Consider the following 13,625-nt stretch of genomic DNA (forward strand, 5'->3'; position numbering starts at 1 on the left):
CGCCATATCTGGCGCCCGCGGTCACTACTTCTTCTCTGCCTGCTTCTGTAGATCTACCTGCCAGATTGCAAAGCCCGTTTCATCACTGCCGACGGCTTTCATCGGATAATCAGCATACTTCTCAATAAACTGCGTGGCTTTTGCGCCCGGCGCGGTCTCAAAGCGAATATCCAGCGGCGTTGCGCTGGCGATCGGTGCCAGCCGCCAGTTGTGATCGGCCTGTGGCTGCACCGCGCCGTGGGCGCGGGTTTCGCTGCTGATGTAGGCGGCCACCACCGAGCGGTTCTCATCCGGCGAAGCAAACGCGACATACTGCTCGCCGGTACCGGCAAATTTGCCGCCCCAGGCACGGTAATTATTGGTGGCAACGAGGAAGGTCGCTTTGGGATCGATCGGTTTGCCCTGCCAGCGCAGATCCTGGATGCGTGATGCCGCCGGGTTAATCAGCTGGCATTCGGCGTCGTAGCGCGCCGGTTGCGTCACATCGATCTGATACTGCACGCCGTCGATCACATCAAAATTGTAGGTGCGGAAATCCCAGTTGATCAGCGACTGCGGCTGACGACGATGCACGTCGATCTGATTAAACTGCGCTGCCGAGCACTCCAGCCACTCTTTCACCTGCGCACCGCTGACTTTCATCACCACCAGCGTATTCGGGTAGAGATAGAGATCGGCGGCATTACGGAAGGTAAGATCGCCTTTTTCCACTTCAACGTAGCTGGCCGGATCGTTCTTACGGCCGCCGGCCTTGAACGGGGCCGCTGCCGAGAGCACCGGTAAGCGGCCCAGATCGGGATCGCCCTGAATGAAGCGTTCGACGTAAGCACGCTGTGCATTATTGACGATCTGCACGGTGGGATCGTCCTGCACCAGCGACAGGTAGCTGTACATCACATCCGCCGACTTGCCGATCGGTTTTGCCACAAACTCACGCGTAGCGCGATGATCGTCGGCCAGCACTTTCACCAGATCGGCATCTTCCGCCGCCAGCGATTTTTTCGCTACCGCATCGTAAACTGGCCGTGCCTCGGCTTTACCCTGGGTCACCTGCCAGTTGCCGCCGTCATTTTTCAGCACCAGGTCAACCACGCCGAGATGATCGCCCCACATGCCGGGCATCACCGCCGGTACGCCGTTAAGCGTGCCCTGAGCGATATCCGCGCCTTTAATCGCCGCAAACTCTTTGCCGGGAAACACCGCGTGCGCATGGCCGAACATGATGGCATTGATACCTGGCACCTGACTGAGGTAATACACCGAGTTTTCCGCCATGGCATGGTACGGCTCACTGCTCAGACCGGAGTGCGGAATAGCGATGATTATTTCAGCACCTTTTGCGCGCATTTCCGGCACATAGCGCTTCGCTGTCTCGGTGATGTCATCAACGCGCACTTTGCCCTGCAGATTGTTGCGATCCCACACCATAATCTGCGGTGGTACGAAGCCGATATAGCCGATTTTCAGCGTGTGCGGCTTGCCGTCGCGGTCTTTTACCGTGGTTTCTTTAATTAAATAGGGGGTAAACAGCGGTTTGCCACTGGTTTCATCGATAACGTTGGCGTTGATGTAGGGAAAACGTGCCCCGGCAATCGCCTGCTGCAGATAGGGCAGGCCGTAGTTAAATTCGTGGTTGCCCAGATTGCCCACCGCGTAATCCAGCGTATTAAGGGCTTTATACACCGGATGGATTTCTCCCGGCTGCAGGCCTTTGGCCGCCATGTAATCACCCAGTGGGCTGCCCTGAATAATGTCGCCGTTATCCACCAGCACGCTGTTTGCTACTTCGCCGCGCGCCTGCTGGATGAGCGTGGCGGTGCGCACCAGACCAAACTTTTCGGTCGGCGTGTCTTTGTAGTAATCGAAATCCATCATGTTGCTGTGCAGATCGGTGGTTTCCAGAATGCGTAAATCCACCGTGGCAGCCTGCACCGTGGCGGCTGCAACGCACAGTGCCAGTAACGACATGCTCGCTTTGAACATGGCTTGCTCCTTGTTCGCTTTAATGGGCCTCTCAAAATAATGTAAAACCATGACGAATTATCATTTCAATTTGTGATGGGGCTCGGGATTTTGCCTCTTTTCTGCGCAAGCTGTCGGAGTGCCGGCCATTCAGCATTGCGCCATAGCCGCCACGAGCGAACTATGATATTGATAATCAAAGCGAATACGCTTAGCTGCGGCTGTCACAGCGCAACTGCTAAAATATCTGGAGACGGGCTGCCGGGGTTTCAGCGGCAGCATCAGCCGAAATGAGGTGAACAATGTTAGATAAAATTTGCCAGCTGGCGCGAAGCGCGGGCGATGCCATTATGCAGGTCTACGATGGCGCACAACCGCTGGACGTGACGCGTAAATCGGATGATTCACCGGTCACGGCGGCCGATCTGGCGGCACATCAGGTTATCGTGCAGGGCTTAGCGGCGCTGACGCCTGACGTGCCGGTGCTGTCGGAAGAGGATCCACCCGGCTGGGATGTGCGTCAGCACTGGCAGCAATACTGGCTGGTCGATCCGCTCGACGGCACCAAAGAATTCATTAAGCGTAACGGCGAGTTCACGGTCAATATTGCGCTGATTGAGCACGGCAAACCGGTGCTGGGCGTGGTGTACGCGCCGGCGCTGGGGGTGATGTATTCTGCGGCCGAAGGCAAAGCGTGGAAAGAAGAGGGCGGCCACACCACGCAGATCCACGTACGTGAAGCGCGACCGCTGCTGGTGGTGGTGAGCCGTTCGCACGCCGATAAAGACGAAGAGCTGAAAGAGTATCTGACCCAGCTGGGCGAGCACCAGACCACCGCTATTGGCTCCTCGCTCAAGTTCTGCCTGGTGGCAGAGGGCAAGGCGCAGCTCTATCCGCGCTTCGGGCCGACCAATATCTGGGATACCGGTGCCGGCCATGCGGTGGCGATTGCCGCTGGCGCACACGTGCATGACTGGCAGGGCAAAACCCTCGACTACGCCCCGCGCGAGTCGTTCCTGAATCCGGGCTTCCGCGTCTCGCTGTTCTGATACGCTATGCGCGCCACCCGCTGTGGCGCGATCACGCCTGCAGCAGCTGATGGATCAGTTTCATCGCCTGCTGCACTTCATCCTGCGTCAGCGGACCGTCTTTGGCGTAACGCACATGGCCGGTCTTATCCAGAATCACAATTGCCGAACCGCCTTTCTCCAGCTGCCACGCCTTGCGCGCGTTGCCGTTGCTGTCGACAATGAACTGCGACCACGGATACTGCTGTTTATTGCTCTCAATGCTGCTGCGCACAAACATCCCGGTGCCGGGAATGGCATCATCGGTATTAACCACCGTGGTGGTCTGATAGCGGTCGTGCGGCAGCTGGGCGGCTTTGATGGCTTCAATCAGCGCGGCGTTCTGTTCTTTGGCTGACGAGCGTCCGGCAATATGCAGGATGACCCGCACTTTGCCACTCAGCTGGGCGCTGTTCCAGGGCTGGTAGCGAAACTTCTCCTGCTGATACAGCAGTTCTCCTTTGTCGTTAACGCCGACTGCCGGTACGCGCTCGCCAACCTTAAACGCGTGGGCTGAGGCAAGGCTGGGCAGCAGCAGCGCCAGGGCTATCACGGAATGTGCCAAACGCATGGTAATGCTCCTTAGTGATCAGACCAGTTATTCATGTTTTTGCAATATTAGGCGTGGATGATGCGCCTGTCGCGATGAGATAGCAGCTTTGTAACCCATGCCACAATTCCTTAACCAATGAAGGTTTATACTGGATTTTGTGATCGTCATGACAGAGTTCTCTGTAATGATGTGTCAATTCAGTAAAAAATCCATTTTTTCGGAACATCGGCAAGGAATCATGTTCTATAGTTATGCCTCATTTGCGCTTCAAGGGCTCGTACCGAATTTGGCAACGGCGAAGCGTATTACATCTGTTCAGGAGTTAAACAGCATGAAGATCTTCCAGCGCTATAATCCGCTGCAAATTGCGAAATATGTAAAGACGCTATTTAAAGGAAGGTTGTACATCAAGGATGTTGGCGCGTTTGAGTTCGACAAAGGCAAAGTCATGTTGCCGCGCGTCAAGGATAAACAGCACCTTAGCGTGATGTCAGAAATCAACCGCCAGGTGCTGCGGCTGCAAGCCGAGTACAACTAAGCAAAAGAAAGGGCGCCGCTGGCGCCCTGAATCTTTCTGTAACCGCACGATCACTGCTATGCGGCAGGCCCTTCAGACTCATCCAGCGTACTCTTCGACACATTCAGCACCGGCGGGCGGTCATCAATGCGCGTCACCAGCAGCTGGTCGATGCGGTAGCTGTCGATATCCACCACCTCAAATTTGTAGCCGGAGAATTTGACGAAATCGGTGCGTTTGGGGATCTTACGCAGCATATACATCATAAAGCCGCCGATGGTCTCGTAGTTGCCGGACTGCGGGAACTCGTCGATATCCAGCACGCGCATCACGTCATCAATCGGCGTACCGCCTTCCACCAGCCAGGAATTCTCGTCACGCGCCACAATCTGCTCTTCCAGCCCCTGACCGACCAGATCGCCCATCAGCGTGGTCATCACGTCATTAAGCGTGATAATCCCGACCACCAGCGCATATTCGTTCATGATCACCGCGAAGTCTTCGCCGGCGGTTTTAAAACTCTCCAGCGCCTCTGACAGCGTCAGCGTATCCGGCACAATCAGCGCCGAACGAATCTGCACGCCGCTGTTGAGCGTCATGCTTTGGTTGCCCAGCACGCGCAGCAGCAGCTCTTTGGAATCAACGTAACCAACGATATGGTCGATATCGCCGTCGCACACCAGAAACTTCGAATGCGGGTGTTGCGCGATTTTGGTTTTCAGGCTGGTTTCGTCTTCGTGCAGATCGAACCACACGATATTTTCACGCGAGGTCATGGACGAAGGCACGGTGCGTGATTCCAGCTCAAACACGTTCTCGATCAGCTCGTGCTCCTGCTTGCGCAGCACGCCGGCCAGCGCGCCCGCTTCTACCACCGCGTAAATGTCATCCGAGGTGATGTCATCTTTACGCACCATCGGCAGCTTAAAGATGCGAAAGAACACGTTGGCCAGGCCATTGAACAGCCATACCAGCGGGCGAAAAACCAGCAGGCAGAAGCGCATCGGATTGATGATGCGCAGCGCGATGGCTTCCGGCGCGATCATGCCGACGCGTTTTGGCGTCAGGTCGGCAAACAGAATAAACAGGCTGGTGACGATGGTGAAGGAGCAGATAAAGCTGAGCTGATCCGCCAGTTCCGGCTCCATAAAGCGGTTGAACAGGCTGCTGAAGGCGGGCGAAAACGCCGCATCGCCGACGATACCGCCGAGAATCGCCACGGCGTTGAGGCCAATCTGTACCACGGTGAAGAACATGCCAGGCTGTTCCTGCATCTTCAGCACGCGCTGCGCGTTGATGTTGCCTTCATCGGCCAGCAGTTTCAGTTTGATCTTGCGGGCAGCCGCCAGCGAGATCTCCGACAGAGAAAAAAATGAACTGATTACGATCAGTAAAAGAATGACAAGCAGGCTATCAAGCATAAAAGATCCGTTGGGTTAATCACTTGTCATTTTTGGCCTGGGCAGCGCGAAGAGGCGTACATCCGGTACTTACCCGTCAAACAGGGCTATCCGTGCCAAAAATGTCTGCGCCAGTTCGACAAAGTCACGTTAACGTCGGGGCAGAAATGCGTGCAGGCGAGGCCTGCTGGTCGCTGATTATAGCAGCAGCGCTATTGCTGCCGCCAGCGGCGTGATTGGCCGGCTCGGATTAATCCGAGTGGCGGCTGGCGGTGCGCAGAAGCGCGGCTTCGTTGTTGTATCGGTCCGCACATTTACCGACAATAGCAGTCGATTTGGCTTAGCGGCCGTTTTTACGCAGCCGCTCGCAAAAAAGAGCGGCTATGCTGATGGGTATGCAAGGTGTGGTGATACCCTTTCCACCAGAGTTAACGCCCCTGCGGAATAGGGGCAGGCATTATTAACAGGAGTACGCGTGCCGCGATTTCATGCTTATTGCTTGGCCAGCCTGCTGCTTGCCGCACCTGCTGTTGAGGCAGCCAAAGTGCGACTGCAGCTGGAAGGCCTGACCGGGGAGTTACAGAAAAACGTCAGGGCGCGCTTGTCCACTATCGGCAGTGACGAGGTGTCGAACGACGGCCGTTTCCAGGCGCGCGTGGCTGCCGCGATCAAAGAAGGCCTACGCGCGCTGGGCTATTACGAGCCGCAGATCGACTTTGAATCACGCCCGGCACCGCCGCAGGGGGGCCGTCCGGTGCTGATTGCCCGCGTCACCGCCGGTGAGCCGGTGAAGATTGGCGGCAGCACCATTGTGGTGGAAGGCGCCGCAAAAGACGATCCTGATTATCAGGCGTGGGTGAAGCAGGGCCGGCCGAAAGTCGGCAGCCAGCTCAATCACGGCGACTACGATAAATTCAAAAACGGCTTCTCCAGCCTGGCGCTGCGTAATGGTTACTTCGACGGTGACTTTAAGCAGAGCCAGCTTGGTGTCTCGGTAGAACGGCGCTTAGCGTTCTGGGATATCGACTACGACAGCGGCCCGCGCTATCGCTTCGGCGATGTCAGCTTTGAAGGCTCGCAAATCAACGAAGCCTATCTGCGCAATCTGGTGCCGTTCAAAAAGGGCGATCCCTACAGCTCACGCGATTTGGCCGAACTCAATCGTCGCCTCTCCGCCACCGGCTGGTTTAATTCTGTCGTCGTGGCACCCGAGTTCGATAAAGGACGCCAGACCAAAGTGCTGCCGCTCAGCGCCGCCGTGTCGCCGCGCGTGGAGAACACCATCGAAGCCGGTGTCGGTTACTCGACGGACGTCGGACCGCGGCTGAAAGGCACGTGGAAAAAGCCGTGGATCAACGACAGCGGCCACAGCCTGACCTCCAGCGCCTATATCTCCGCGCCGGAGCAGCAGCTCGATCTCAGCTATAAAGTGCCGCTGCTGAAAAGTCCGCTGGAGCAGTACTACACCTTCTCCGGCGGCCTGAAACGCACCGATCTCAACGACACCAAATCGGACACCACCACGCTGGCGATGTCGCGTAACTGGGACAGCAGCTCCGGCTGGCAGCGCGCGGTTAACCTGCGCTGGAGTCTCGACCACTTTACTCAGGGCAGCGTCACCAACACCACCATGCTGCTCTATCCGGGCGTCAGCCTGAACCGCACCCGTTCGCGCGGCGGCCTGATGCCGACCTGGGGCGATTCACAGCGCTACTCGGTAGACGTGTCGGACACCACCTGGGGCTCGGACGTCGACTTCCTGATCCTGCAGGCGCAGAACGTGTGGATCCGCACGCTGGGCGAGAAGCATCGCTTTGTGGCGCGCGGTAACCTTGGCTGGATTGAAACCAACGACTTTGAAAAAGTGCCGCCCGATTTGCGCTTCTTCGCCGGCGGTGACCGCAGCATTCGCGGCTATAAATACAAAGATATCTCGCCGCGCGATGACGAAGGCAAACTCACCGGTGCCTCAAAACTGGCCACCGGCTCGCTCGAGTATCAGTACAACGTCTCCGGCAAATGGTGGGGCGCGGTATTCGTCGACTCCGGTGAAGCGGTCAACGACATCAAGCAGAGTAATGTTAAAACCGGTGCAGGCTTCGGCGTGCGCTGGTCTTCTCCGGTAGGGCCGATCAAGTTTGATATCGCGCGCCCGATTGGTGACGACAAGGAGCATGGATTGCAATTTTATGTAGGACTGGGGCCTGAACTATGAAGCTGTGGAAAAAGGTCCTGATCGGTATCGGTATTTTCCTGCTGGTGCTGTTGGCCAGCGTGGCGTTTCTGGTGGGCACCACGCCCGGATTGCATCTGTTGTTTAAAGGTGCCGATCGCTGGGTGCCGGGCCTGTCGATTAACAAGGTGGAAGGCGGCTGGCGCGATCTGACGCTGAGCGGCGTGAAGTATCAGATGCCGGGCGTCAGCGTGGATGCCGGGCGCTTCCATCTGGCGCTCAACCTCAACTGCCTGCTGCACTCCTCGGTGTGCGTGAACGATATCGCGCTGCAGGACGTCAGCGTGGTGGTCGACAGCAAAAAAATGACGCCCGCCAGTGCGCCGCCGCCGGAAGAGGAGAGCGGCAGCAGCAATCTCAGCACGCCATACCCGATTACCCTGAGCCGGGTCAGCCTGCATAACATCAACGTCAAAGTCGATGACACCGCCATTTCGCTGCTCGACTTCACCAGTGGCCTGCAGTGGCAGGATCGCGCGCTGACGCTCAATCCCACCCATATCCAGAGCCTGCTGATCGCGCTGCCGAAGGCGGCGAAAGTGGCGGACGAACAGGTGGTGCAGCCTAAAGTACAGCAGCCGCAGCCGGATGAAAAACCGCTGGGCGAAACGCTGCAGGCGATGTTTGCCGAGCCGCTGCTGCCAGCACTGCCGGATTTCCAGCTGCCGCTCGATATCAATGTGCAGCAGCTGTTGGGTGAGCAGTTGCGCATCACCGGCGATACGGATGTGGCGATTACGCGTCTGCTGCTGAAGGCCAAAACTACCGACCGGCATGTGCAGCTGGAGACCTTTGACGTCGACTCGCCGCAGGGACAGCTCAACGCCAGCGGCGATGCCCGGCTGGCGGATAACTGGCCGGTCAATTTTGTGCTCAACGGCTCGCTGAATCTCGATCCGATTAAAGGCGAGAAGATCAAACTGAACCTCGCCGGGGCAATGCGCGACGAGCTGAAGCTGGGCCTGAATCTCTCGGGGCCGGTGCGTGCCCAGCTGGACGCCGCCGCGCAGCCGGCGGTCTCCGGTCTGCCGCTGTCGCTCAAACTCACCAGCCCGCAGCTGCGCTGGCCGCTGACCGGTCCGGTGCAGTATCAGGCGGATAATCTCGACTACCAGTTCAGCGGCAAAGCCACCGACTACGTGATGTCGCTGCGCACCGCAGTGAAGGGCGAAGCGGTGCCGCCGGCCACCATTACACTGGACGGTAAAGGCAACGTGCAGCAGTTCAGCCTGGATAAACTGCGCGTGGCGGCGCTGCAGGGCAACATTGACCTCAGCGCGCTGGTGGACTGGAGCAAAGCCATCAGCTGGCGCAGCGAACTGACGCTGGCGGGCATCAATACCGCTAAACAGTATCCTGACTGGCCGGCAAAGCTCGACGGTAAAATCACCACGCGCGGCAGCCTGTACGGCGGTAGCTGGCAGCTTAGCGTGCCGCAGCTGGCGCTGAAGGGCAATGTGAAACAGAACGCGGTGAGCGCCGAAGGCTCGCTGACCGGCAACAGTTACAATCAGTGGAAAATCCCCGGCATTGACATCGCGCTGGGGCGCAACCATCTCGACGTGAAGGGCGAACTGGGCGACGCGCTAAATCTGGATGCCAGTGTCGATGCACCGCATCTGGATAACGCGCTGCCGGGCCTCGGCGGCGTAGCCAAAGGCACCATCAAAGCGCGCGGTACGCTGCAGGCGCCCCAGCTTCTGGCCGATCTTACCGCCAGCGGCCTGCGCTGGCAGCAGTTGCAGATCCGCCGTGTCACGCTGCAGAGCGATGTGAAATCCAGCGATCAGGTCGCCGGTAAACTGCAGCTGCGCGTGGAGCAGCTACAGCAGGACGCGCTTAAGATCGGCCTGCTGACGCTCAACGCCGACGGTAACGAGAAGCAGCATCAGCTGAAACTCAACGTGCAGGGCGAGCCGGTCTCCGGCCAGCTGGCGCTCAACGGCAGCTTTGACCGCCAGACGCAGCGCTGGCAGGGTAATCTCAACAATACGCGTTTTGACACGCCGGTGGGCGAATGGCGCCTGACGCGCGCGATGACGATTGACTACCTGAACAGCAAACAGAGCGCCACCATCGGGCCGCACTGCTGGCAAAACCCCAACGCGCAGCTGTGCGTGCCGGAGCCGATCGAGGCCGGTGCCAGCGGCCATGCGCACGTGGTGCTGAACCGCTTCGATCTGGCGATGATCAAGCCGTTCCTCACCGATGCCACCCAGCTGAACGGCGTATTCAGCGGTGATGCACGCGTGAACTGGACCGCCGACGGCGCGCTGCCGACCGGCACGGTATCGCTTAAAGGAAACGGCGTAAAAGTGGTGCAGGATGTGCAGGGGAATAACCTGCCGATCGCCTTCGACACGCTCAACCTGAATGCGGCGCTGCGTAATGGACGCGCGCAGCTCGACTGGCTGATTCACATCGTGAATAACGGTCAGCTGAGCGGCAACGTGCAGATCGCCGATCCGGAGAATCGCCGCCAGCTGTCAGGCAACATCGGCATCAGCAACATTTCGCTGGCGATGCTCAACCCGGCGCTGATGCAGGGCGAGAAGATCAAAGGCAACCTCAACAGCAATCTGCGTCTCGGCGGCACGTTGCAGCAGCCGCAGATCTTTGGTCAGCTGGGACTGAGCGATGTTGATGTGGACGGCAGCTTTATGCCAGTCGATCTCACCTCGGCCAATCTCAACCTGGTGTTTAACGGCATGAGTTCCACGCTCAACGGCCTGATCCAGACGCAGCAGGGTAACCTCAATCTGGGTGGCAACGCGGACTGGAGCCAGCTGGATAACTGGCGCGCGCGCGTTACTGCGCAGGGCAGCCGTATTCGCGTTACCGTTCCGCCGATGGTGCGGATGGACGTTTCGCCGGACCTGGCGTTTGAAGCCACACCGGCGGCGTTCAATCTTGACGGCAAGGTTGATATTCCGTGGGCGCGCATCACGGTGCAGGAAGTGCCGGAGAGCGCTACCGGCGTGTCGTCGGATGAGGTGATGCTGGATGAGAACCTCAAGCCGATTCAGCCGAAAACTGCCGCAATCCCGATCAACAGCAATCTGGTGATCCACGTCGGCAACGATGTGCGTCTCTCGGCCTTTGGCCTGAAAGCGCGCCTCAACGGCGATCTCAAACTGGTGCAGGATAAAACCGGCCTGGGCTTAAACGGACAAATCAATATTCCTTCCGGCCGTTTCCACGCGTATGGTCAGGATCTGATTGTGCGTAAAGGCGAGCTGCAGTTCGCCGGTCCGCCGGATCAGCCGTACGTCAACCTGGAGGCGATTCGTAACCCGGAAGCCACCGAGGATGATGTGACAGCCGGTCTGCGCGTCACCGGACTGGCCGACGAGCCGAAGGTGGAGGTCTTCTCCGACCCGGCAATGTCGCAGCAGGAGGCGCTGTCTTACCTGTTACGCGGTCAGGGACTCAGCAGCGATGGCGACAGCAACGCCTTAACCTCGGCGCTGGTTGGACTGGGGGTTGCACAAAGTGGTCAGGTTATGGGTAAAATCGGCGAGACCTTCGGCGTCAGTAACCTTGCGCTTGATACCACCGGTGTCGGCGACAGCCAGCAGGTGCAGGTGAGTGGTTATGTGCTGCCGGGTCTGCAGGTAAAATACGGTGTTGGCATATTTGATTCACTGGCGACGCTCACTTTGCGTTATCGCCTGATGCCCAAACTCTATTTGGAAGCCGTGTCGGGTCTCGATCAGGCACTGGATTTGCTCTATCAGTTTGAGTTTTAGCAATGCGAATAATTGTCTACGGCAGTTTACGGCGCAAACAGGGAAATAGTCATTGGATGACCAATGCGCAATGGCTCGGCGACCATCAGATTGAAGGGTTTGCGCTCTACAATCTCGGTCACTATCCGGGCGTGGTTGAGGGGGACGGCACGGTGTACTGCGAAGTGTATCGCATCGACGCCAGCACCCTCGGCGAGCTGGATGCCTTGCGCAGCAAGAACGGCGAGTATAAGCGCCAGCTGATCCAGACGCCCTACGGCAGCGCCTGGCTGTACGTGTATCAGCGTTCGATTGCCGGTCGCACCCGCATCGCGAGTGGCGACTGGTTACGGCGCGATGACGCCGCAGAAGCGTAAATAAAAACACCGCCCAGTGGGCGGTGTTTTTTTATCTGCCGATCGCCATACATAGCGATGCGACAGCGCTGACAGAAAACTTACTTCTTCTGTGCGCGCTCGAAAGAGGAGATGATTTCAGCTTTAGCCGCTTCCGCGTTGTCCCAGCCGTCAACCTTCACCCATTTGCCTTTTTCCAGATCTTTGTAGTGCTCGAAGAAGTGGGTGATCTGCGCTTTCAGCAGTTCTGGCAGGTCGTTCACATCTTTAATGTGATCGTACTCTTTGCTCAGCTTGGTGTGCGGAACCGCTACCAGTTTGGCATCTTCACCTGATTCGTCGGTCATCTTCAGCACGCCCACTGGACGGCAGCGGATCACTGAACCTGGCTGCAGCGGATACGGGGTTGGCACCAGTACGTCAACCGGGTCACCATCCAGAGACAGCGTGTGGTTGATGTAACCGTAGTTGCACGGATAGAACATGGCGGTAGACATGAAACGGTCTACAAACAGGGCGCCAGACTCTTTGTCCACTTCATATTTGATCGGATCGGCGTTGGCCGGGATCTCGATGACGACATAGATATCTTCTGGCAGATCTTTACCTGCAGGCACCTGGTTCAAACTCATCTGGCTTTCCTTCATTAGTCGTAAGTTGAGTGACGGCTATTATAGCCAACTGACTCTGAAAGTATGCCCCCTTTTTGGCGTTTCGGAATGGTCCAGCAGGCTACTTCGTGGTGACAAACAGCGACACAATCCCTGCGGCGATTAGCGGCCCGACCGGCACGCCGCGAAAGAACGCCACACCAATCACCGTGCCAATCAGCAACCCGCCAATCACCGACGGCTGCACGCTCATTAAACTGACGCCGCGACCGCCGAGCCAGGCAACAAACACGCCAACGATAATCGCCACAATGGATTGCCAGTTAGCAAAGGATTTCAGCAGCGACGAGGCCGGCAGCGTGCCGCTTGCCAGCGGTGCCATGACGGCCACGGTGAGAATAATGATACCAATCTGGATGCCCTGCTTTTCGACGTAGGGAAAGAACTGTGCCAGCGGCGTGAGCTTAATCACCAGCAGGATGAGAATCGAAATGGTAACGGCGCTGTTGTGGACGAAGTAGCTCAGGATGGCGAGGCAGATAAGAATGAGGGTCGAGGCGTAGGCAGCCATGGTTTCTCCGTGAATAATGGGCGCGCTGACCGTGGCCAGCGCTAAGCGTGTTTAACGCCCCCATTTATCAACAATCATCGGGATTGGCGCAACTGCCTTTGTTGATTGATTGCAGCATCAGCGCCTGGTTGCGCACCAGACTGACGCCCTGCGCGCCCACTGACAGCGCCGCCATGGAGCCCTGACTGCTGAGGAAATAGCTGCGGCTGGCATCGGTCCAGCTATCACGGTAGGCCAGCCAGGCGCGCTGCGCATTGCGCAGTTTGTCTTTGGGCTCACCGGTTAATTTCTTCATCAGCTGACTAAATTGCGCATTCATCTCTTTGTCCCACGCCTTATTGGCCGTGCTGTAGCACTGCGACATGCCGGCGGTGCTGGACTCTTTATTCAGGCATTGATTGAGCTGCTGATCGATAGGGTTTTGCTGTGCCATTGCCACGCTGGACGCGAACAGACAGGCGAGCGGAAGCCATTTTTTCATCGTTACATTCCTTGCTTTTAGCGCTACGAACTTCAGGAAATCTGAAGCGTAGATGATCGTAATCAGGTTGACCATCAATGAAGGATAAAGTTTCCCCCGGTCACTGCCGATAATCTCTCCGTTTTAGGGCTACTGGATTCTCCCTT

Annotated in this window: 11 protein-coding genes; 5 read left to right on the forward strand and 6 right to left on the reverse strand. The window is 57.6% G+C overall.

Annotation, left to right across the window (positions count from 1 at the left end):
* Window positions 1-24: 24 nt before the first annotated feature.
* On the reverse strand, window positions 25-1,983 hold the full coding sequence (locus E7738_RS16185; protein WP_238561435.1) for a bifunctional 2',3'-cyclic-nucleotide 2'-phosphodiesterase/3'-nucleotidase: 1,959 nt from the start codon (window positions 1,981-1,983) through the stop codon (window positions 25-27).
* 281 nt (window positions 1,984-2,264) lie between these two features.
* Here E7738_RS16185 and cysQ point away from each other — a divergent pair, with 281 nt between their 5' ends.
* Window positions 2,265-3,011, forward strand: coding sequence for a 3'(2'),5'-bisphosphate nucleotidase CysQ (gene cysQ / locus E7738_RS16190; protein ID WP_021509744.1), 747 nt, complete (start codon window positions 2,265-2,267; stop codon window positions 3,009-3,011).
* A 31-nt stretch (window positions 3,012-3,042) separates the two neighbouring features.
* Here the strand turns inward: cysQ and E7738_RS16195 are convergent, their stop codons facing one another.
* On the reverse strand, window positions 3,043-3,600 hold the full coding sequence (locus E7738_RS16195) for a YtfJ family protein (protein ID WP_058759862.1): 558 nt from the start codon (window positions 3,598-3,600) through the stop codon (window positions 3,043-3,045).
* 313 nt (window positions 3,601-3,913) lie between these two features.
* Between E7738_RS16195 and E7738_RS16200 the strand changes: the two genes are divergently transcribed.
* On the forward strand, window positions 3,914-4,120 hold the full coding sequence (locus E7738_RS16200; protein ID WP_031280153.1) for a DUF1107 domain-containing protein: 207 nt from the start codon (window positions 3,914-3,916) through the stop codon (window positions 4,118-4,120).
* A gap of 56 nt (window positions 4,121-4,176) precedes the next feature.
* Here the strand turns inward: E7738_RS16200 and E7738_RS16205 are convergent, their stop codons facing one another.
* Window positions 4,177-5,520, reverse strand: a complete 1,344-nt coding sequence (locus E7738_RS16205; protein WP_021509741.1) for a hemolysin family protein — start codon at window positions 5,518-5,520, stop codon at window positions 4,177-4,179.
* 454 nt (window positions 5,521-5,974) lie between these two features.
* On the opposite strand from E7738_RS16205, the gene E7738_RS16210 reads away from it, so the two are divergent.
* Genes E7738_RS16210 through E7738_RS16220 form a run of 3 tightly spaced genes read left to right on the forward strand, consistent with a single transcriptional unit; the run spans window position 5,975 to window position 11,837 of the window.
* Window positions 5,975-7,714, forward strand: coding sequence for an autotransporter assembly complex protein TamA (locus E7738_RS16210; protein WP_031280152.1), 1,740 nt, complete (start codon window positions 5,975-5,977; stop codon window positions 7,712-7,714).
* Entirely contained in the window at window positions 7,711-11,481 is a 3,771-nt protein-coding gene (locus tag E7738_RS16215) for an autotransporter assembly complex protein TamB (protein WP_394515804.1), read from the forward strand. Before E7738_RS16210 ends, E7738_RS16215 begins: the two co-directional genes overlap by 4 nt.
* Before the next feature lie 2 nt (window positions 11,482-11,483).
* Entirely contained in the window at window positions 11,484-11,837 is a 354-nt protein-coding gene (locus E7738_RS16220) for a gamma-glutamylcyclotransferase family protein (protein ID WP_031280151.1), read from the forward strand.
* An 80-nt stretch (window positions 11,838-11,917) separates the two neighbouring features.
* Here the strand turns inward: E7738_RS16220 and ppa are convergent, their stop codons facing one another.
* The 3 genes from ppa to E7738_RS16235 form a co-directional block, all read right to left on the reverse strand.
* Entirely contained in the window at window positions 11,918-12,448 is a 531-nt protein-coding gene (ppa, locus tag E7738_RS16225) for an inorganic diphosphatase (RefSeq protein WP_021509737.1), read from the reverse strand.
* Between the two features lie 100 nt (window positions 12,449-12,548).
* Entirely contained in the window at window positions 12,549-12,998 is a 450-nt protein-coding gene (locus tag E7738_RS16230; RefSeq protein ID WP_021509736.1) for a DUF441 domain-containing protein, read from the reverse strand.
* Between the two features lie 67 nt (window positions 12,999-13,065).
* The gene (locus E7738_RS16235; RefSeq protein WP_394515805.1) at window positions 13,066-13,479 is read right to left on the reverse strand and encodes a lysozyme inhibitor LprI family protein; all 414 of its coding nucleotides are present in this window, start codon (window positions 13,477-13,479) and stop codon (window positions 13,066-13,068) included.
* Window positions 13,480-13,625 lie beyond the last annotated feature (146 nt).

It is taken from the genome of Pantoea sp. SGAir0430, assembly GCF_043549295.1.

Excerpts from the sequence above, each read along its gene's own strand:
- E7738_RS16200 (WP_031280153.1), top strand. The coding sequence starts at position 3,914 with ATGAAGATCTTCCAGCGCTATAATCCGCTGCAAATTGCGAAATATGTA.
- E7738_RS16215 (WP_394515804.1), top strand. The coding sequence starts at position 7,711 with ATGAAGCTGTGGAAAAAGGTCCTGATCGGTATCGGTATTTTCCTGCTG.
- E7738_RS16220 (WP_031280151.1), top strand. The coding sequence starts at position 11,484 with ATGCGAATAATTGTCTACGGCAGTTTACGGCGCAAACAGGGAAATAGT.
- E7738_RS16205 (WP_021509741.1), bottom strand. The coding sequence starts at position 5,520 with ATGCTTGATAGCCTGCTTGTCATTCTTTTACTGATCGTAATCAGTTCA.
- ppa (WP_021509737.1), bottom strand. The coding sequence starts at position 12,448 with ATGAGTTTGAACCAGGTGCCTGCAGGTAAAGATCTGCCAGAAGATATC.
- E7738_RS16185 (WP_238561435.1), bottom strand. The coding sequence starts at position 1,983 with ATGTTCAAAGCGAGCATGTCGTTACTGGCACTGTGCGTTGCAGCCGCC.
- E7738_RS16195 (WP_058759862.1), bottom strand. The coding sequence starts at position 3,600 with ATGCGTTTGGCACATTCCGTGATAGCCCTGGCGCTGCTGCTGCCCAGC.
- cysQ (WP_021509744.1), top strand. The coding sequence starts at position 2,265 with ATGTTAGATAAAATTTGCCAGCTGGCGCGAAGCGCGGGCGATGCCATT.
- E7738_RS16230 (WP_021509736.1), bottom strand. The coding sequence starts at position 12,998 with ATGGCTGCCTACGCCTCGACCCTCATTCTTATCTGCCTCGCCATCCTG.
- E7738_RS16235 (WP_394515805.1), bottom strand. The coding sequence starts at position 13,479 with ATGAAAAAATGGCTTCCGCTCGCCTGTCTGTTCGCGTCCAGCGTGGCA.